Genomic DNA, 18,762 nt, shown 5'->3' on the forward strand with positions numbered 1-18,762 from the left:
GTTTAGTGATTGATTTCATAACACTCTCCAATTTAATCGTGGAAAAGTGTCAACCTTATTTAGGACGGGTCAAAATAAAGAGAAAAGCCGCAACAATTTGTTGCGGCTTTTTTTATTTGCGTATTGCGTTAGTTACGAGAAGTAACTTCTAATAGATGATAACCAAACTGAGTTTTTACTGGACCTTGAACTTTATTAAGTGGGGCTGAGAAAACTACTTTGTCAAACTCTGGAACCATTTGTCCTGGACCAAAACTGCCTAAGTCGCCACCTTGAGCGTTTGATGGACAAGTAGAGTGATCTTTTGCCGCTTCAGCAAAATCCTTACCTGCTTCAATATCTGCTTTTATAATCAAACATTCTTCTTCTGTATCTACTAACAGATGGCGTGCGGTTGCTTGAGACATACTTCCTTCCTACTTATTAATATTATTATTTGATATAGCAAAATTCATGAGGTAACTACATGTAAATTTGACTATATATACAATCGTACATAGTCACCATAACTTATCTAAATACAGAATGAAAGTGTGACATTATTCTGATTATTTCCCTTTTGTAATAATTATATGATTATTTTGTTAATGGGGAGATTGAGGGCAAAAGGCAAGGAGAAGTTAGAGATACGACAACAGTAATCGTTCAGTTATGCTAGTTCAATATCTCTATATGCTTGAGTGAAAAATTAGCAAAGTCTTCGATTATTCTCTTATTTCAGGTAAAATGATCTTTTATTTTTAACATGTAAGGTGTACTTATTTCTTATGGCTTCTTTGCAAGAACAATTACTAAAAGCAGGCTTAACGACTAAGCAAAAAGCGCGTCAAGCAAACACTGAGAAACGAAAAAAGAACAAGCAAAAGCGTAGTGGTGTAGCGCAAGAAGCAACATTACAAGAGCAAGTTAAGCAAGAGTTACAGCATGCTCAATCAGCTAAAAAAGCGAAAGACAACGCACTTAATGAAGAAAGAAAAAAGCAAATTGCCGAAAAAGAGCAAGGGCTTAGAATTCAACAGATTTTACAGCACCATCAATTAAATGATGTCGCAGGTGATAATGAATATAATTACACCTTTAACACTAAGATCAAGAAAATAGCCGTTGATGATTTAACATACAAGGCTTTAGTGAATGGCCGTTTAGCCCTGTGTGGTTTTGATGAAGTAACTTATATCGTAACTGCAGAAACAGCACAAAAGGTTGCCGAGTTAGATAATTCAATTGTATTAGTGAAAAACGATAAAGTAGTTGAGGAAGAATCGAATGAAGAAGATCCTTACGCGCAATATCAGATCCCTGATGACCTGATGTGGTAGTTTTTCTTGCTAGAGTCTGAATAGGGCTAGAGCGCATGCTTGGTTTTATGCTAGAATTCTGCGAATTTTTTACTGAGCAAAAGAGGTATTTATGTTGATGTCAGTGATCCGTTGGCCAATTGGTCGACTTATACTTTTGTTGAACTTTATTTTTTCTCCAAGATCGCCGAAACGATCTAAAGAGGTACAAGAAAAATTAAATAAGCAAACACAAAACCTAAGCTTATATCAATTACCTGCCTGTCCCTTTTGTGTAAAAGTACGCAGAGCGATGAAGCGTGAAGGTTTAAATATTGAATTACGTAATATCAATACAAATGATGCGTTACGTGAAGAATTAATAAAAGAAGGCGGTAAGCGCACAGTTCCTTGTTTACGTATTGAACAAGATAATGGCGATGTGCAATGGCTATACGAATCAAGTGATGTTGTTGCCCACCTTGAGAAGATAGCTAAAGCAGCATAAAGAAAAAATAATAGATTAAGGGCTGAAATTTATCAGCCCTTTTTTATGTCTAATAAATAATGTTTCATTATTTATTTGGCTGTATATGTTAGTAAAACTTACTTCGAAATCCTCTTTAACCGAGCATCAGGTAACTGATGAAAATATTTATCATCAACGACGAGCTATCTTAAAACAATTAGGTTTTTTAGGGGCGGGTGCTTTAGTTGCGGGCGTTAGTCCTCAGAGTTATGCTAGTTGGTTTTCCGATGATGAAAAACCAAGTTTCGCCACCAAATCATTGAATTATAAACCTGCTGATAATGCAGCAGGGCAAATACTAACCACAGAAAAAAAAGTTACCACGCATAATAATTTTTATGAATTTGGTAGCCAAAAGCATCAACCGGTAGAACTTTCACAACAGTTTAATGTTAAGCCTTGGCAGCTATCGATTAGTGGTGAGTGCGATAAGCCGTTTACATTAGATTATGATGAGCTATTTACACGTTTTCCACTAGAAGAAAGAATCTACCGACTTCGCTGCGTTGAAGCTTGGTCAATGGTTATTCCTTGGTTAGGGTTTTCTCTTGCAAGTTTAATAAAGCAAGCATCACCTAATTCAAAGGCGAAATATGTAGCTTTTGAAACCTTATATGATCCTGAGCAAATGCCAGGACAAGCAAATAGACGTTTAGGAGGTGGAATACAATATCCTTATACAGAAGGTTTGAGGATAGATGAAGCGATGAACCCCTTAACATTACTTAGTGTTGGATTATATGGGAAAACACTACCTCCACAAAATGGTGCACCTATTCGATTAGTTGTCCCTTGGAAGTATGGGTTTAAAAGTATTAAGTCTATTGTTTCAATAAAACTAATATCTAGCCCCCCACAAACTACATGGAATAAATTAGCACCGCAAGAATATGGCTTTTATGCCAATGTTAACCCACAACATGATCATCCAAGATGGAGCCAAGCTAGCGAAAGGCGTATTACTGGAAGTGGCGTTTTTTCTTCACAGCGCATTGAAACACAGCCTTTTAATGGCTATGGCGAGCAAGTTGCTCATTTATATAAAGGTATGGATTTGCATAAGTATTATTAATGCAATGATAAATTAACAACCAAGTCGTAAAATAGAGTAGCCTGAGATGTACACTTTGAACAAGCCTCATATAAAACACAATCAAAAACTATTGGAGAGAATAAATCAGCTCCTATGGTTAAAAGTATTGATACACTGCTTATCAATCACTCCTTTAGTGTATATATATGCAAAAGCCTTTACTGGGCAATTGCTTGGCGACCCAGTTGAAGTCTTAATTCACTTTACTGGCATAGGGGCACTTAACTTATTATTAATAACCCTGTGTATTTCTCCTTTAGCTAAGAAGTTAAAGGCAAGTAAGTTAATGAAAGTACGGCGTTTACTTGGCTTGTATAGTTTTTTTTATGGGGTTTTGCATCTAACTAATTTCTTAGTCTTCGATTTGCAATTTGATTGGTCTTTATTTGCAGGCGAAATTTTAAAGCGGCCATATATCACTATAGGTATGCTGGCCTTTGTCATGTTGACTTTGCTAGCAATTACTTCACATAACAAATTGAAAAGAAAAATGGGCCGTCAATGGCAGTCGCTTCATAACTTAAGTTATCTTATTGTGATTCTTGTGAATATTCATTTTTATTGGTCGGTGAAGTCTGAGCTAACTACCCCGATATTTTATGCAGGACTTACGTTAATTGTCTTGCTATTGCGTTTTAAAAAATTAAAAATTTTGATCTCATCGCGGTTTACGTCGTAAAAATGTTGAAACCGTTGTGTCAGATTTATTGATTAGATAATATTAATATATCTTATAAAATTACAGCTGATATATTGATGAAAGTCAGCTGTTAATTTGTTACACATCAGAAGCGATTTAAATTAGAGATAAGATGGCCGAATTAGTCTGGAGCGAAGGAATGAGCGTTGGCGTAGAGGCCATAGACAACGATCATAAAAAAATTATAACCATTCTCTCACGGTTAATCGCAAGCCAGAATAGCCAAGACGTTGATAACGTCATCAATCAAACTTTTTCTGAGTTAGAACATTATATTGTCGAGCACTTCTCAAGGGAAGAAGCCTTGCTTGAACAGTTTAATTATAAAAACCTTGATGCTCATAAAGAAAGTCATAAAAATTTTGTTGAAAAAGTAGCACAGTTAAAACAGCAATGGCTTGATAATAATACTATAGAAGTACGTAGTGAGATTACCGATTATTTACAGCATTGGCTATTAAAGCACATACTGCAGGAAGATCAGGACTATGTTGGTGCAATCAAAAGTTATCAGCAAATTGAAAACTATCAGCAAATCAAAAAAGCTAAACACCCGTTTTTACGTTTTCTATCAAAAAAACTTGCTCAAAATGTTAGTTTAAGTAAGCGAGTTTTTATTACCACGTTATCACCGTTAGTTATGTCCTTTGTCCTGTGCTTCATACTTCTCAGTGATAGTTTTCAACGTTATAAAAACGTATCTCTGATTATTGGTTTGCATAATGTTATTGAGCAGGTTAATGGAATTAGCCACTCTTTGCAGGCTGAGCGAGGTTTATCAAGCGGCTATAGTAGTTCAAATTTTCAAGACTATGCCGATAGCTTATCAAAGCGTCGTGCTATTACAGATGATAAAATTAAAAACTTTTTATTACTGCTAAATTTACACCTTGATGAATTAGTAAAAGAAAATATTTATCTCTATGCGAAGAGTGCAAGAGAGTCATTTACTAAACTTAATCAGGTAAGGTTGCTATTAGATAAAGGCATCATTTCTGGTAGGAAAAGCAATGAAGCTTACACGCAACTTATTGAACAATTACTATATGTATCTGAGAGTCTCATCCACTTAGATGTGGGGAGCGAGTTAAGTAATGATATTGCGGCAATAAATGCTATTTTATCTTTTAAAGAATATATGGGGCAAATGAGAGCGATAGGTATGGGAAATATCACCCAAGACGCTCAAAATCTATTAGAAAATAAAGAAATTATTATATTACTAGGTAAGCAGTTATCAAGTATAAAAAGCTTTAATAATTCAGCTAATGATCAGCAGAAGTTGCAATGTGCAGATTATTGCGATGAAAAGCTAGTAAGCCAAATCATTGAGCAATATTACACGCATATTGTTTCAAAACATGGGCTAAATGAAAGAGGTGATGCCTGGTTCGAGCTTATGTCGCAAGAGATTGATAATATTAAACTACTATCAGATAAGTTAATTGCTGAGTTTAGTTTAAAAGTTCAAGCCGAATCTAATCAGATAGAAAATATGTTCTTTTGGGTTGCTGTGATTCTTACTGTATTCTTAGTTATTTCCATATTATTTGCTTTAGTACTTAATTACAGCATTATTAGCCCTGTACGTAAATTAACATACGCTTTAGATGACATGTCTGCTGGACAAACTAATATTCAGTTTAAAAATGCTTCAAGGAATGATGAGATTGGTGCGATGCAGTTAGCTTATGAGAAGTTAAGGCGTCGTTTGTTACAAGCAGATATTTACAAAGCAAGAGTAAGTGATCAGCAAAAAGAAATTCAATATCGAAAATCACAGCAGGATCATTTTGAGCAATTAGCATTGACAGATGCTTTGACTGGTGCTGTGAATAGACATCACTTTAATGATTTGCTCGGTAAAGAAATTGCTAATGTAAATCAGCATGGTAAACCATTATCCATCATGGTTTTAGATATTGATCATTTTAAAAGTATTAATGATACCTATGGTCATACTGTTGGCGATCAAGTATTGAAAGTGTTTTATCAAGCTTGTAAAGATGCCGTGAGAAGCTCTGATGTTGTAGCGCGAGTGGGTGGTGAAGAGTTTGTTATTGTGATGCCAGACACGAACCTAAATAATGCTCGGCATTTTGCTGAGCGTTTACGCTCAAGTGTTGCACAATTAGCTATTCAAATTGAGCATCACTTGATCTCAGTGACAGTCAGTATTGGCGTAAGTCAGTGGCACCCTGAATTATTTATTAATGCTGAAACCTTTATCGCCCATGCTGATAATTCTTTATATCAAGCTAAAAATACTGGGCGAAACAAAGTGGTTATAGCTGACGCCCCGTCTGCTTAATCGACTTAATTTGCGTCTAATCGCAAACTATCAGCGACTTATCGTCATTAAGTTGTTGTTCTAAACAAATCGTAATAAGCTATTCTTTCCTATAATATTTAAAATTATTACAATAAATCGCTACAGGAATCCATATGTTAGCAAAAACAACTAAGCCAAAACGGGCAATAAAAGTATTGTCAATTAGTGTGCTTTCTATTGCTTTATCAGCTTGTTTATCTCAAGAAAAACAAGATGCTAAAGTCACAATCAATAAAAATCCATACCCTAGCAGTTATCAAGTTTTACCTAAGCAGGATACTTTATTAACGAATGCAACCATTTTAACTGGGACGGGAGAGCGCTTAGAAAGTGCTGATATTTTATTAGTTGATGGCAAAGTTCAGCAATTAGGAACTGATTTGTCTGCTCAAGGTGCTGTTGTTATCGATATGCAAGGTAAATGGATTACCCCTGGTATTATTGATGTGCATTCACACTTAGGGGTTTATCCTAGCCCTAAAGTAGAATCTCATTCTGATGGTAATGAAATGACTTCGCCAAACACCTCTGAAGTTTGGGCCGAGCATAGTATTTGGCCTCAAGATCCAGGTTTTCAAGCCGCTCGAGCTGGCGGTATCACGAGTTTACAAATATTACCTGGTTCAGCTAATTTATTTGGTGGACGAGGTGTAACCCTACGTAATGTGCCAAGTCACACTATGCAAGGCATGAAGTTTGCTGACGCTCCTTATGGGTTAAAAATGGCATGTGGTGAAAACCCTAAACGTGTTTACGGTAGTCGCAAAGTATTACCATCTACCCGAATGGGTAATGTTGCTGGTTATCGAAGTGCTTGGATAGCTGCGACGGAATATAAACGTGCGTGGGCAAAGTATGAAAGTGATTACAGCGCAGGTAAAAACCCAGAAGCACCTAAGAGAGATTTAGAGCTAGATACTTTAATGGGTGTGCTTGATGGTGAAATCTTAATACATAATCATTGTTATAAAGCGGAAGAGATGGCTGTGATGATTGATTTAAGTAAAGAATTTAACTATCACGCGGGAACTTTCCATCATGGTATTGAAGCTTATAAAATAGCTGATTTATTAGCAGAAAATGGTAACTGTGTTGCGATGTGGCCAGATTGGTGGGGCTTTAAAATGGAAGCCTACGATATGGTAGAAGAAAATGTTGCTATTGTTGATGCAGTTAAAAACTCATGTGCAGTTGTTCATTCTGATTCAGCTACAACAATACAACGCTTAAACCATGAAGCAGCGAAAGTACTTTATCGTGCAAATGAAAATGGTTTTGCGTTAAAAGAAGAAGATGCAATTAAATGGATCACTCACAATGCAGCTAAGTCTCTAGGAGTGAGCGATAAAGTGGGTAGTTTAGTTTCTGGTAAGAATGCTGATGTTGTTGTTTGGAACACGAACCCATTTAGCGTGTACGCAAAAGCTGAACAAGTCTTTATTGATGGTGCGAAAGTGTACGATCGTTTCGATGAAAAATATCAAGCGAAAAGCGACTTTTTACTTGGTCAAGCACAAGGCAATAAATAGGAATTGTCATGAAAAAGAATAACTTATTAATTTCAAAAAGCTTATTGTCTATGAGTAAACGTTTTGCTATTGCAGGTGCTCTTGCAAGCAGTACTTTAGTTTCTTTTGTTCAAGCTGAATCATTACTCATTATGAATGCTGAAGTTCATACCGTGGCAAGTCAGGGGATTTTATCTCAAGCATCAGTATATGTTGAAGAGGGTAAAATATCTGCTGTTTATGCTAATGGCGAGGTACCAAAAGATATCCAAGCTGATAGTACGGTAGATGCCGCAGGTCGTATTTTAACACCGGGTTTTATCGGCACGAACAACATTTTAGGTTTAGTAGAAGTCGGTGCGGTATCGCGAAGCCGTGATGCTTCTGATAAAAAGGCGGATATTACTTTTGATGCAAGCCTTGCTTTTAATCCTAAGTCAACATTGATCCCATATACGCGTAAAGGCGGTATTACATCAAACATAGTCATGCCTCACGGCGGTGAAAGTTTATTTAAAGGACAAAGCTTTGTTGTTAATTTATCAGGGGAGTTTGACAGTGTAATCCGTGCAAATGATGCCGTTATTGTTGAGCTTGGTTCAAAGCGTAAAGGTTCACGCGCTTTAACATTACAAAAATTGGCAAATGCTTTGGAAGATGCTCAAAAGGCAATTGCAAAAGCGGAAAAAGCTAAAGATAAAAGTAAAAATAAAGAACCTAAGCGCAAAGAGTTACCAGTACATGCTTTATTAAAAGGTGAGAAATTACTGTTAGCCTATGCTGATAGAGCAACTGATATTTTAGCCTTGTTGAAGCTTAAAGAGCAATATCAATTACAGATAGTACTTGTTGGTGCTCGTGATGCTTTATTGGTTAAAGAAGAAATTGTTGCTGCTAAAGTACCGGTGATGACTAGTGCGATTGATAATTTGCCCAATAGTTTTGATTCATTGCATGGCTCTTTAGCCATGGTTGCAGAACTAGAAAAAGCGGGCGTTAAAGTGATTTTATCGCCAAGTGGTGAGAGTCACAATATTAATCAATTGCGCTATGATGCAGGAGTTGCTATTGCCAATGGCCTAAGTAATACCAGCGCATTAGCGGCAGTTACTGCCAATGTAGCCGATGTGTTTAAGTTAAATACGGGGCGTATTACAGCAGGTAAAGATGCAAACCTTGTGCTATGGAATAATGATCCTTTTGAAATTAGCACAAAAGTTGATGCAATGTGGATCAATGGTAAGGAAGTATCAACTAAGTCACGTCAAGATGCTTTACGCGATCGTTATACTACGCCATCTGATATGCCAAGGGCTTATACTAAATAGTTAACACATTCCTTTGTTAGTTACTCCTTAATTCAGGATATTGATAATGCTTGTATTATCAATATCCTGTCCTTAATATAGCGTATTATTGAATAAAACTCTTATCATAATGCGCTTACATTCATTACTTCTTTTAATATCCCTTGCTTTTGCTCCACTAGGTGAGGCTTCTGATACTAGAGCTAAAATTGGTTTAGTACTCAGTGGTGGCGGCGCTAAAGGCTCTGCACACATTGGCGTTTTAAAGGTACTAGAGCAAGAAAAGGTTCCTGTAGATTATATCGTTGGTACTAGTATAGGTGCCTATGTAGCTGGCATGTACGCTTTGGGTTATTCAGTAGAAGAAATTGAAACCATTATGCTTAGCTTACCCTGGGATGATGGTTATTCAGATTTTATTCCAAGAGAAGATTTATCTTATCGAAATAAACAGTTTAGAGACAGGTATAACTTGGGGGTTCGACTCGGTTTTTCTGAGGGTGAAATTAAAGTACCACATGGGTTATTACTCGGTCAAAGTGCCTATCAAATATTGAGAAAATCTACCGATACAGTACCTGCGTTTGAAAGTTTTGATGAATTGGCTATTCCCTACAGAGCTGTTGCCTCTGATATAACAACTGCTGAAGTGGTAATACTCTCAAAAGGCAGCATTCATCAAGCAATGAAAGCTTCTGCAGCGGTACCGGGTATTGTGTCGGCTGTAGAGATTGATGGAAAAACACTCGTTGATGGTGGTATAGCGAATAATATGCCAATTGATGTAGTAAAAGCGATGGGGGCTGATATTGTTATTGCTGTCGATATTGGCTCTCCACTTGCTCATGAAGATGAGCTTACCAGTACGGTGGCGGTGTTAAATCAATTATCAACTATTTTGACTAACAACACTACGTTAGCGCAGAAAGAGTTATTAACTGAAAAAGATATTTTAATTCGTCCCGCCATAGATAATTTAAGCACTACCGATTGGTCAGTTTTACCTAAAGCACTTGAGCTAGGAGAAAAACAAGCACAAGAGCAAATTGAGCAAATTAAAAAGCTTTCGGTGAGTAATGAAGAGTTTATAGATTATCAAAAGCATAAGCTCAATAAATCAAAGAAATGGCTAGCAACCAGTGAGCGTCCTGTTGTAAAGATTAACTATGAGAATAATTCAAATGCCGATGTTGATATTATTGCACAACACTTTGCTATAGACATTGGCTCTTATTTAACTAAGGAGCAACTCGATGAAGCTATTAATCGTGTTTATGCTTTAGATATGTTTGAAAGTGTCAATGTTGAAATTGATGATGTAAGTGAAGGCAAAATCATAGTTTTGCAAACCAAAGCCAAGTCTTGGGGCCCTAACTATTTAGATTTTGGTTTTAGCTTAAAAACTGATTTTCATCATAGAACTATCACTGAGTTAAATGTTGCTTATTTAATGACTGATATTAATAAAAATGGCGGTCAATGGTTGAATGAAGTTAGAGTTGGTTGGGAAACCATGCTTGGCACGGAGTTTTATCAACCCATAGGAAAATATCAACAATATTTTGCCCGGACAAGACTTGAGTATGGCCATGAAAAGTGGGAAAGAACGAAGGAAAGGTACGAACTTACTAATAAATACGCTCTGGCCAAATTAGGTTTGGGCTATAACTATGTTTTCAATGGGCTCGTTGAAGTAGGTGGCATTGCCGAAAAGGGGGACTTGTCTGTTGATGTGCAAACTGTTGGTAAGTATGACTATGATTCATATGGCGGTTATTTAAAGGCAGAATATGATTCCCTTAATAGTATTAACTTTCCAACAGAGGGTAATAAACTTTCATTTAATGTTTTTTGGCGTGAAGATAGCTATTCTCGTCCACTTACAAAATTTACCGAAGATACTTCAGTTGAAATTACCTTTGACTGGCGTGGTGCTATAGGCTTTAGAGGCCATACTTTTGTGGGTATTGTTTCACTAGCTACAGTAGAAAGTGATGTTGGTTCTGACTTTACCGTACATGTCACTGAATTAGGCGGCTTTTTAAACTTATCAGGTTATCAAGAAGATGCTTTGATAGGCGCGCACAAAGCATTTGCTGCGCTGGCTTATCAGTATGACTTAGGTCGAGATATACCAGGTGCTTTTGGTTTACCGATGTATTTAGGGGCAAGTATAGAGATGGGTAATATTTGGCAAATAGATGATTCGGTAAAGCATGATGATTTAATTCATTCAGGTAGTTTGTATCTGGGTACAGATACGAGCTTTGGCCCCGCTGTATTTGGTGTAGGTGTCGCTTCAAAAGGCGAGTATAGCTTTTTCCTCTCAATTGGCAAAAACTGGTAAATATAATCACTTGATGTAGTAATAAGTACTTCTTGAAATGTTTTATTATTACCAACAAAGGTAATAGTAAGTATGATAGTCGACAGAAAGTAATTTACTTAAAGAAACTAATTTGTAGCAACTAACTTAGGCCATAACATTTACAGGAAAATGCTGGTTCAACAGTTATAAGAGTCAACATGTCAAAGATTATTCTTGAAAACCCGTGGGCAACCATCAGTCAATCTCAACTTGCTAATGATATTGACGTTATCAACATTAACCATAAACTATGCCAGGCAAAGGTTAGTCTCTATGGTGGGCAGGTCTTATCTTTTATACCTAAAAATCAGCAGGATCTGTTTTGGTTAAGTGAAACATCTGCTTATGAAATAGGGAAAGCGATACGTGGTGGAATTCCTTTATGTTGGCCTTGGTTTGGCGCCAATGACAAGCAATCACCCGAGTCAGCAAAAACTAGCCCAGCAGGTAATCATGGCTTTGCTAGGCAAGTAGTATGGCAACTTGATAATGTTGAGGTAACAAGCGAGCAAGTGGTCATTGATATTGTTTTTCAAGGAGAAAAGCAGCACTCCATGTGGCCAAATGCTTTTCAACTAAAGCAAACCTTATGTTTTGGTTCGCACTTTGAGCAAATACTAACGATGCATAACTTATCAGCTCAAGATGCAGAATATACTTCAGCTTTACACAGTTATTTTAACGTGAGTTCACCGTTATTTATTTCGATTAAAGAATTAGAGCAGGCCGCATTCTTTGATAAATTGTCAGGTAAGAATAAAACAAAGCAGCCAATTGCTCACTGTGTAGGCCCTATTGATCGCGTTTATGAGTTTTCAAAAGCGGTAAAGCTGATTGATTCAAAGTGGCAAAGATCCATTTCCATTGAAAGTAATGCTAGTCAATGGGTGTTATGGAATCCGGGCGAAGATATTGCTAACTCGATGGCCGATATTCACCCTAAAGGAGAGCAAAACTTTGTCTGTTTGGAAGCAGCTCAAACAACGTGGCAAAATTTACCTGCGGGTAAAAGTGCCAAGTTAAGACAAAAAATCACAGTACAGCCTCTAGTTAATTCGTAAATATTTATGAAGCAACATATGGGTGAAATTGATTTTTAAATAAAACCCTCTGGGCAGTGTCATAAAGGGTTTTCCGTGGCGATCATAGGCTTGTGTTTTTGCTTGGCTGTTAGCCGCTTTAGGTCTAAGTTGCATTACTTGACCATGTTTTCCTTGAATGTTTTCAACATTGCCTAAGACGATCATATCGGTTAATTCTTGCCAATCTTGCGCTAATAAGGCTTCTTCCTCAGCACTAGGAGACCAAAGAAAGGGAGTGCCTACCACGCGTTGTGTAATAGGCTGATCTTTTGGAGAAATAACAGGAACCCAGAGTACTTTTGCCAGTTTTTTTCTTACATAGCTATTATGCCAGTTAATACCGACTAATCCAGTTAATGGAGCTACACTCACAAAGGTGGTTTCAAGAGGTTTTGCTTGTTCATTAATGGGTAAGGATTTTAATTCAATACCTAAATTGGGAAAATCTGGCTCTGGCCTAGAGCCAGCGCTGGCCCCCAATACGTGCTCAAGTAGTAAGCCAATCCAGCCTTTATTTCGTGTTAAGTTCTTTGGTACTTCGATACCTGCTTGTTGAGCAATATCACCTAATGTTAAGCCCGCTAGATTTTGAGCTCTTTCGATAAGTTCATGCTCAGTTTGAGGAATATTCATAGAAGTAGGTCGTCGTCAGTCTTTTTAACACCAAGGCTGGCTATTATGTTGTTAAACACTAAAAAAATCAAAGTTATCATTTGCTCATATGGCGTTATTATGGTTGAATCTAGGTAAGTGATTTTTTAATTTGCCAGGAGTTCCTGTGATCGATGCCGAAGGCTATCGTGCCAATGTCGGTATAGTAATAATTAATGACAGGGGACAAGTATTTTGGGCAAGAAGGTATGGACAACATTCATGGCAGTACCCTCAAGGGGGCGTTGATGAAGGTGAATCAGCAGAGCAAACCATGTATCGAGAGTTACATGAAGAAGTTGGTTTAAAACCTGAACATGTAAAAATAGTTGCTTCAACCAAGCATTGGCTGAAATATAAATTACCAAAACGTTTTATTAGACATGACTCAAAGCCTGTGTGTATAGGGCAAAAGCAGAAATGGTTTTTATTAAAACTAACTGCGCCAGAGTCGGCCATTAATTTATTGCATAGTCATCATCCTGAGTTTGATGATTGGCGTTGGGTGAGTTATTGGTATCCTGTACGACAAGTAGTTTCTTTTAAAAGAGACGTTTATCGTAAAGTGATGAAGGAGTTTGCGCATGCCGCCTTATCATTCTCACATGAAAGACGACATGATAGGCGAAATGATAGAAGAAAACGCCGAGCTTAACCTATGTCTAGTTATTACTATGATACTAAATAAAGTTAAATAGCCTACAATTAGCCCCTTGGGAACTAACGGTAGGCTATTTTTTTCTCTAAACAGACTGCAATAAAGGACGCCAATGTTAGCTACGCTACGCCGTATTGTATTAGATTTTAGTCAAGAAACTGAATTACAATCAGCGTTAGAGCGTATGGTCACTCAAGTTAAATCTGCCATGAACACAGATTGCTGTTCAATATATCTGGCAGATTATCATTACCAACATTTCGTTTTAATGGCCTCTGATGGACTCGCGATAAATTCTTTGGGTAAAACCTGCATAGGTTTTTCAGAAGGGCTTGTCGGTTTAGTTGGTCAACGCGAAGAGCCATTAAATATTGCTAATGCTCAAGAGCATCAAGATTATATTCATGCACCTGAAGTGCAAGAAGATGATTTAAATGCTTTTTTAGGGACGCCTATCATTCACCAGCGTAAAGTGTTGGGGATTTTAACGATACAGCAAGAACAAGCGAGACATTTTTCGGAGACAGAAGAAGCCTTTGTTGTCACCTTATCTGCTCAATTAGCCAGTGCATTAGCTAATGCCGAAGTAAGAAATTTAATTTCTAGTCAGCAAGATCACATACAGCAAAATAAGCAATTGCAAGGCATCGCAGGATCTTCGGGTATTGCTATGAGTCAGATAGTGGTATGTCAGCCACAGGCTGATTTATCCACAGTCAGTTTGAAAAAAGTAACAAACCTTGCTGCACAGCATGAAAGAATAGCACAGGCTATTGATAAAACACGTAATGATTTTACTCTGCTTAGTGAAAAATTGGCCAGTATTGTTAAAGATGAAACTCTTGCCATTTTTGATGTTTATCAGCAAATGTTGGCTCAAGTAGGCATAGGGCAAGAGATTAGCGATAAAATTAATTTAGGCTGGCGAGCTGACAGTGCCCTGAAAATGGTGATTGAGCACTATATCTCCCAGTTTAAGGCGATTGATGATGCTTACTTGCAAGAGCGCGCGAGTGATGTGCAAGATTTAGGTAATCGATTACTTTTTAATTTACGACAGCAAGAGCAGCAAAGTAGAGCTTTGCCGAAGGAGTTTATTTTACTCGCAAAAGATGTAACGGCTTCTATGTTGGCTGAATATCAGCATAAAGGCTTACAAGGCATTATTTCATTATCGGGTTCTAATAACTCCCATGCCGCTATTTTAGCAAGATCACTAGGCTTGCCTGCTATTATGGGGGTTAATGCGTTAGCATTTGTGCAACTCGATAGTCAACAGGCGATTGTTGATGGCTATAGTGGTGAGCTGTTTATCAACCCTGATGAAACCTTGGTTCAAGAATATCAGTATTTAATTTCTCAGGAACAAGCTTTGACAGAAAAAGTTATGAAGGTTGCTAATTTACCTTGCATAACAACGGATGGTAGAGCTATTGAAATATTGTTAAATGCTGGCTTATCAGAAGGGTTTGAACATTCTGGTAATTTAGGGGCATTAAGTATCGGCTTATACCGTACAGAAATTCCTTTTATGGACAGAAGTTGCTTTCCTTCGGAGCAAGAGCAAACACAGCTTTATAGACGTGTGCTAAATGCTTTTCCTAAGCATGCTGTAACAATGCGAACACTTGATGTGGGTGGGGATAAATCACTACCTTATTTCCCTATTACAGAAGATAACCCTTTCCTTGGTTGGCGTGGTATTCGTATTACCTTAGATCATCCGGAAATATTTCTTGTACAAATTAGAGCCATGCTTAGGGCAAATCAAGGGATTGGTAATTTAGAAATAATGCTACCGATGATTTCTAATATTGAAGAAGTTGACGAAGCCACACGTTTAATCAATCAAGCCTATTTTGAATTGAAAGCGGAATTGAAAACACAATTGCTGGAAGAGCTAGTTAAAGACTTGTACGATAAAGACCTTAGCATTGAATTAGAACATAAAGCAGAAGCCATATCGCAACAATTGATGAAGCCACGAGTGGGTATTATGCTAGAAGTTCCTTCTGTTATTTTTCAATTACCTGAGCTAGCAAAACGCGTTGATTTTTTCTCAGTAGGTAGTAATGACTTAACTCAATACTTGTTAGCGGTTGATCGAAATAATAGCCAAGTAGCTAATTTATATGACTCTTTTCATCCTGCAGTGCTAAGAGCATTATATGCAATAGCACAAGAATCGGCACAATTACTTGTGCCCATTAGTCTATGTGGCGAATTAGCTTCAACACCAGCAGGTGCATTGTTATTATTAGCCATGGGCTATGATAAACTAAGTATGAACTCCCATAATGTGCCACGGATAAAATGGGTCATTAGGCATGTGAGTTTTGAACAAGCTCAGGATATTCTTTCACATACTTTAACATTGAGTTCAACAAACGATGTTCATGACTATTTAAATGAGCAATTAGAAACATTAGGTTTAGGTGGATTTATCCGCGCAGGATATTAGCTTTCCGCCCGTATTCTCACTTTATCAAATTTTAATTTTATGATTTTTACCGTATTCTTTACCTGTGTCGCACTTGGTAGTTTGGTTGGCTTTCTCGCTGGTCTACTAGGGATTGGTGGTGGTTTGATTGTTGTACCTGCCTTAGTGTATTTATTACCACTTTTAGGTGCTGATAACAGTATAGTCATGCCAATGGCGCTTGCTACTTCACTCGCTGCTATTGTGGTTACTTCCTCAAGTGCCGCCTACGCTCATCATCGAAATAATAATATTCCTTGGAAACTAGCAAAACCATTGATGATTGTTGTCGCGCTCGGTGCGTTAATGGGAGCTTTTATAGCTGATTTAATGTCTACGCAAGCGTTAAAGAATTTTTTTGCAGTGGCGGTCATGCTGTTAGCTAGCTACATGTTGGCATCTATTGCCAACCCTAAAGAGCGTACTTTACCTTCTACCTTGACCTTGCAGGTCATCAGTTGGTTAACGGGCATTGTTGCAAGTTTAATGGGCATGGCGGGCGGCGCTATATTAGTGCCAGCGTTAACTTATTTTGGCATGTCTTTAAGACATGCCATTGGTATTGCCACAGCGTGTGGTGTACTCGTCGCACTCTTTGGCTCATTAGGGTATATTTATACGGGATTCTCACAAAGCTTATTACCAAGCTGGAGTGTAGGATATGTGTACTTACCCGCATTACTCGGTATTGTTTTAAGCTCTTCATTTTTTGCGCCATATGGTGTGAAGTTCGCAAGTAAGTTGCCGGTGAAAACCTTAAAAAAAGCCTTTGCTGTATTTCTTATTTTAGTGGCTATTAAAATGATGACTTCGTAAAAAATTACACGATTTCTTTTGATAAATGAGTATAATTAAACGCTTGTATCATCTCGTTACTTTTTCTTGTTAAAAAAGCGTGTGAAATTCTATTTGCTTAGGTATCGTACTTAGCAAATCTTTAAAACGGATAGAAAATGTCAGATCAGTATTTACAATTTCCGGTAATTGACCCAGTAATTTTTAGTATCGGCCCTGTTGCTCTACGTTGGTATGGCACTATGTATTTAATCGGCTTTTTAGCTGCTCTATTTATCGCTAATAAAGCTGCAGATAAAAGCAATGGATTATGGACTCGAGAGCAAGTAAGCGACTTATTATTTTACGGTTTTCTGGGAGTGGTTTTAGGCGGTCGGTTTGGCTATGTCCTTTTTTATCAATTTGATTACTTCTTGGCAGATCCGCTTTATCTGTTAAAAATATGGCAAGGTGGTATGTCATTTCATGGCGGCCTGCTAGGGGTTATAACTGCCATTTTTATATTTGCTCGAAAAACAAATAAACAATTTCTTGCTGTGGGAGACTTTGTTGCACCACTGGTACCTATTGGATTAGGTATGGGGCGTCTGGGTAATTTTATCAATGCAGAATTGTGGGGAAGACAAACTGATGTGTCGTGGGCTATGGTTTTTCCAACAGATCCACTACAAGTGCCAAGACACCCGTCTCAGTTATATGAATTCTTTCTAGAAGGTGTCGTGTTATTTGCCATTTTATTTTATATCTCACGTAAACCTAGAAGTTTAGGGTTAGCGTCAGGTGCTTTCTTAATAGGTTATGGTGTTTTTAGAAGTATTGTAGAGTTTTATAGAGAACCTGATGCGCATTTAGGTTTGTATTTCTCCTTTATTTCTAAAGGTCAAATATTAAGTATACCAATGATATTGGCAGGTATTTTCATTATTTATATTGGCTACCTTAGCCAGCAAAAAACTCAAATTGCGAACTCTTCGAAACAGCAGAATTTAAAAGGAACTAAGTAAATGCGTGCTTATTTAGATTTATGTCAGCGAATTATTGACCAAGGCACTTGGGTTGAAAATGAGCGCACAGGTAAACGATGTTTAACAGTAATTAATGCCGACTTAGAATATAACGTTGGTGCTAATGAATTCCCTATGATCACCACACGTAAAAGCTACTTTAAGTCTGCTATTGCTGAGTTTATTGGGTATATCAGAGGTTATGACAACGCAGCGGATTTTCGAAAATTGGGTACGAAAACTTGGGATGCCAATGCAAACCTTAATGATGCATGGCTTAATAACTCTCATCGTAAGGGTGAAGATGACATGGGGCGCGTTTATGGTATACAAGGGCGCGCATGGGCAAAACCTGATGGTGGCAAAATAGATCAGTTACAAAAAATAGTAGATAACTTATCTAACGGCATTGATGATCGCGCTGAAATAATGACATTTTATAACCCTGGTGAATTTCACATGGGTTGTTTAAGACCTTGCATGCATACTCACAACTTTTCATTACTGGGTGATACTTTATATTTGACCAGTTTCCAACGTTCTTGTGATGTGCCGCTTGGCTTGAACTTTAATCAAATTCAAGTATTTGCTTTTCTTGCCTTAATGGCGCAGATAACAGGTAAAAAAGCGGGTATGGCATACCATAAAATAGTCAATGCTCACATTTATGAAGATCAACTGCCGCTGATGAAAGATGTGCAATTAAAGCGCGAACCTTTACCCTTGCCTAAATTAAACATTAACCCCGATATAAAAACCTTAAAAGATCTAGAAACATGGGTAACTATGGATGATTTTGAGGTCGAAGGTTATCAATGTCACGACGCAATTAAGTATCCCTTCGCGGTTTAGTTTTTTGTTAAATTAATGAGCCTCCTTCTGGAGGCTTTTTAAATTAATTAGGTATGAAATGTAAGGCTAAAGTATAAGGTAACTTACTCAAATAATAGGGTAATATTATTTTTAGCTATTAATATTA

16 protein-coding genes are annotated in these 18,762 nt (G+C 37.4%); 14 read left to right on the forward strand and 2 right to left on the reverse strand.

The features are described from left to right. Positions 1–128: 128 nt before the first annotated feature. The gene (locus EPA86_RS06425; RefSeq protein ID WP_140602606.1) at positions 129–407 is read right to left on the reverse strand and encodes a peptidylprolyl isomerase; all 279 of its coding nucleotides are present in this window, start codon (positions 405–407) and stop codon (positions 129–131) included. A gap of 360 nt (positions 408–767) precedes the next feature. Here EPA86_RS06425 and EPA86_RS06430 point away from each other — a divergent pair, with 360 nt between their 5' ends. The 9 genes from EPA86_RS06430 to EPA86_RS06470 all read left to right on the forward strand — a co-directional run bounded on the left by EPA86_RS06430 (position 768) and on the right by EPA86_RS06470 (position 12,175). Further along, positions 768–1,319, forward strand: coding sequence for a DUF2058 domain-containing protein (locus tag EPA86_RS06430; RefSeq protein WP_140602607.1), 552 nt, complete (start codon positions 768–770; stop codon positions 1,317–1,319). Positions 1,320–1,416: 97 nt separating this feature from the next. Further along, positions 1,417–1,785 (forward strand): glutaredoxin family protein, encoded by a 369-nt coding sequence (locus EPA86_RS06435; protein ID WP_140602627.1) that lies wholly within the window; start codon positions 1,417–1,419, stop codon positions 1,783–1,785. A gap of 85 nt (positions 1,786–1,870) precedes the next feature. After that, on the forward strand, positions 1,871–2,878 hold the full coding sequence (gene msrP / locus EPA86_RS06440) for a protein-methionine-sulfoxide reductase catalytic subunit MsrP (protein ID WP_140602608.1): 1,008 nt from the start codon (positions 1,871–1,873) through the stop codon (positions 2,876–2,878). Between the two features lie 46 nt (positions 2,879–2,924). Continuing rightward, positions 2,925–3,578 (forward strand): protein-methionine-sulfoxide reductase heme-binding subunit MsrQ, encoded by a 654-nt coding sequence (gene msrQ / locus EPA86_RS06445; protein ID WP_140602609.1) that lies wholly within the window; start codon positions 2,925–2,927, stop codon positions 3,576–3,578. A gap of 133 nt (positions 3,579–3,711) precedes the next feature. Further along, positions 3,712–5,910: a bacteriohemerythrin gene (locus EPA86_RS06450; protein ID WP_140602610.1), complete on the forward strand. Its 2,199-nt coding sequence runs from the start codon at positions 3,712–3,714 to the stop codon at positions 5,908–5,910. 134 nt (positions 5,911–6,044) lie between these two features. Then, on the forward strand, positions 6,045–7,460 hold the full coding sequence (locus tag EPA86_RS06455; protein WP_140602611.1) for an amidohydrolase: 1,416 nt from the start codon (positions 6,045–6,047) through the stop codon (positions 7,458–7,460). Between the two features lie 8 nt (positions 7,461–7,468). Beyond that, a complete protein-coding gene (locus tag EPA86_RS06460) occupies positions 7,469–8,767 on the forward strand; it encodes an amidohydrolase family protein (RefSeq protein ID WP_246058287.1) in 1,299 nt (432 codons plus the stop codon). An 88-nt stretch (positions 8,768–8,855) separates the two neighbouring features. Then, on the forward strand, positions 8,856–11,093 hold the full coding sequence (locus EPA86_RS06465; RefSeq protein ID WP_342777393.1) for a patatin-like phospholipase family protein: 2,238 nt from the start codon (positions 8,856–8,858) through the stop codon (positions 11,091–11,093). Between the two features lie 179 nt (positions 11,094–11,272). Beyond that, entirely contained in the window at positions 11,273–12,175 is a 903-nt protein-coding gene (locus EPA86_RS06470; RefSeq protein ID WP_140602612.1) for a D-hexose-6-phosphate mutarotase, read from the forward strand. Here the strand turns inward: EPA86_RS06470 and mutH are convergent. Continuing rightward, positions 12,161–12,829, reverse strand: a complete 669-nt coding sequence (gene mutH / locus EPA86_RS06475) for a DNA mismatch repair endonuclease MutH (protein WP_140602613.1) — start codon at positions 12,827–12,829, stop codon at positions 12,161–12,163. The two genes, EPA86_RS06470 and mutH, sit on opposite strands and share 15 nt — an antisense overlap. A gap of 145 nt (positions 12,830–12,974) precedes the next feature. Here mutH and rppH point away from each other — a divergent pair, with 145 nt between their 5' ends. The 5 genes from rppH (at position 12,975) to EPA86_RS06500 (ending at position 18,635) form a co-directional block, all read left to right on the forward strand. Further along, complete coding sequence (gene rppH, locus EPA86_RS06480; protein WP_140602614.1) at positions 12,975–13,502, forward strand: RNA pyrophosphohydrolase; 528 nt, start codon at positions 12,975–12,977, stop codon at positions 13,500–13,502. A 115-nt stretch (positions 13,503–13,617) separates the two neighbouring features. After that, positions 13,618–15,966: a phosphoenolpyruvate--protein phosphotransferase gene (ptsP, locus tag EPA86_RS06485; protein WP_140602615.1), complete on the forward strand. Its 2,349-nt coding sequence runs from the start codon at positions 13,618–13,620 to the stop codon at positions 15,964–15,966. Between the two features lie 39 nt (positions 15,967–16,005). Beyond that, positions 16,006–16,800 (forward strand): sulfite exporter TauE/SafE family protein, encoded by a 795-nt coding sequence (locus EPA86_RS06490; RefSeq protein WP_140602616.1) that lies wholly within the window; start codon positions 16,006–16,008, stop codon positions 16,798–16,800. Between the two features lie 137 nt (positions 16,801–16,937). Beyond that, positions 16,938–17,783 (forward strand): prolipoprotein diacylglyceryl transferase, encoded by an 846-nt coding sequence (gene lgt, locus EPA86_RS06495; protein WP_140602617.1) that lies wholly within the window; start codon positions 16,938–16,940, stop codon positions 17,781–17,783. Further along, positions 17,784–18,635, forward strand: coding sequence for a thymidylate synthase (locus EPA86_RS06500; RefSeq protein ID WP_140602618.1), 852 nt, complete (start codon positions 17,784–17,786; stop codon positions 18,633–18,635). The last annotated feature ends 127 nt before the right edge of the window (positions 18,636–18,762 follow it).

The organism is Litorilituus lipolyticus (assembly GCF_006439335.1).
GTDB lineage: Bacteria > Pseudomonadota > Gammaproteobacteria > Enterobacterales > Alteromonadaceae > Colwellia > Colwellia lipolytica.

Coding starts and splice junctions, on each gene's coding strand:
- EPA86_RS06425 (WP_140602606.1), bottom strand. CDS start 407: ATGTCTCAAGCAACCGCACGCCATCTGTTAGTAGATACAGAAGAAGAA.
- EPA86_RS06430 (WP_140602607.1), top strand. CDS start 768: ATGGCTTCTTTGCAAGAACAATTACTAAAAGCAGGCTTAACGACTAAG.
- EPA86_RS06435 (WP_140602627.1), top strand. CDS start 1,417: ATGTCAGTGATCCGTTGGCCAATTGGTCGACTTATACTTTTGTTGAAC.
- msrP (WP_140602608.1), top strand. CDS start 1,871: ATGTTAGTAAAACTTACTTCGAAATCCTCTTTAACCGAGCATCAGGTA.
- msrQ (WP_140602609.1), top strand. CDS start 2,925: ATGTACACTTTGAACAAGCCTCATATAAAACACAATCAAAAACTATTG.
- EPA86_RS06450 (WP_140602610.1), top strand. CDS start 3,712: ATGGCCGAATTAGTCTGGAGCGAAGGAATGAGCGTTGGCGTAGAGGCC.
- EPA86_RS06455 (WP_140602611.1), top strand. CDS start 6,045: ATGTTAGCAAAAACAACTAAGCCAAAACGGGCAATAAAAGTATTGTCA.
- EPA86_RS06460 (WP_246058287.1), top strand. CDS start 7,469: ATGAAAAAGAATAACTTATTAATTTCAAAAAGCTTATTGTCTATGAGT.
- EPA86_RS06470 (WP_140602612.1), top strand. CDS start 11,273: ATGTCAAAGATTATTCTTGAAAACCCGTGGGCAACCATCAGTCAATCT.
- mutH (WP_140602613.1), bottom strand. CDS start 12,829: ATGAATATTCCTCAAACTGAGCATGAACTTATCGAAAGAGCTCAAAAT.
- ptsP (WP_140602615.1), top strand. CDS start 13,618: ATGTTAGCTACGCTACGCCGTATTGTATTAGATTTTAGTCAAGAAACT.
- EPA86_RS06490 (WP_140602616.1), top strand. CDS start 16,006: ATGATTTTTACCGTATTCTTTACCTGTGTCGCACTTGGTAGTTTGGTT.
- lgt (WP_140602617.1), top strand. CDS start 16,938: ATGTCAGATCAGTATTTACAATTTCCGGTAATTGACCCAGTAATTTTT.
- EPA86_RS06500 (WP_140602618.1), top strand. CDS start 17,784: ATGCGTGCTTATTTAGATTTATGTCAGCGAATTATTGACCAAGGCACT.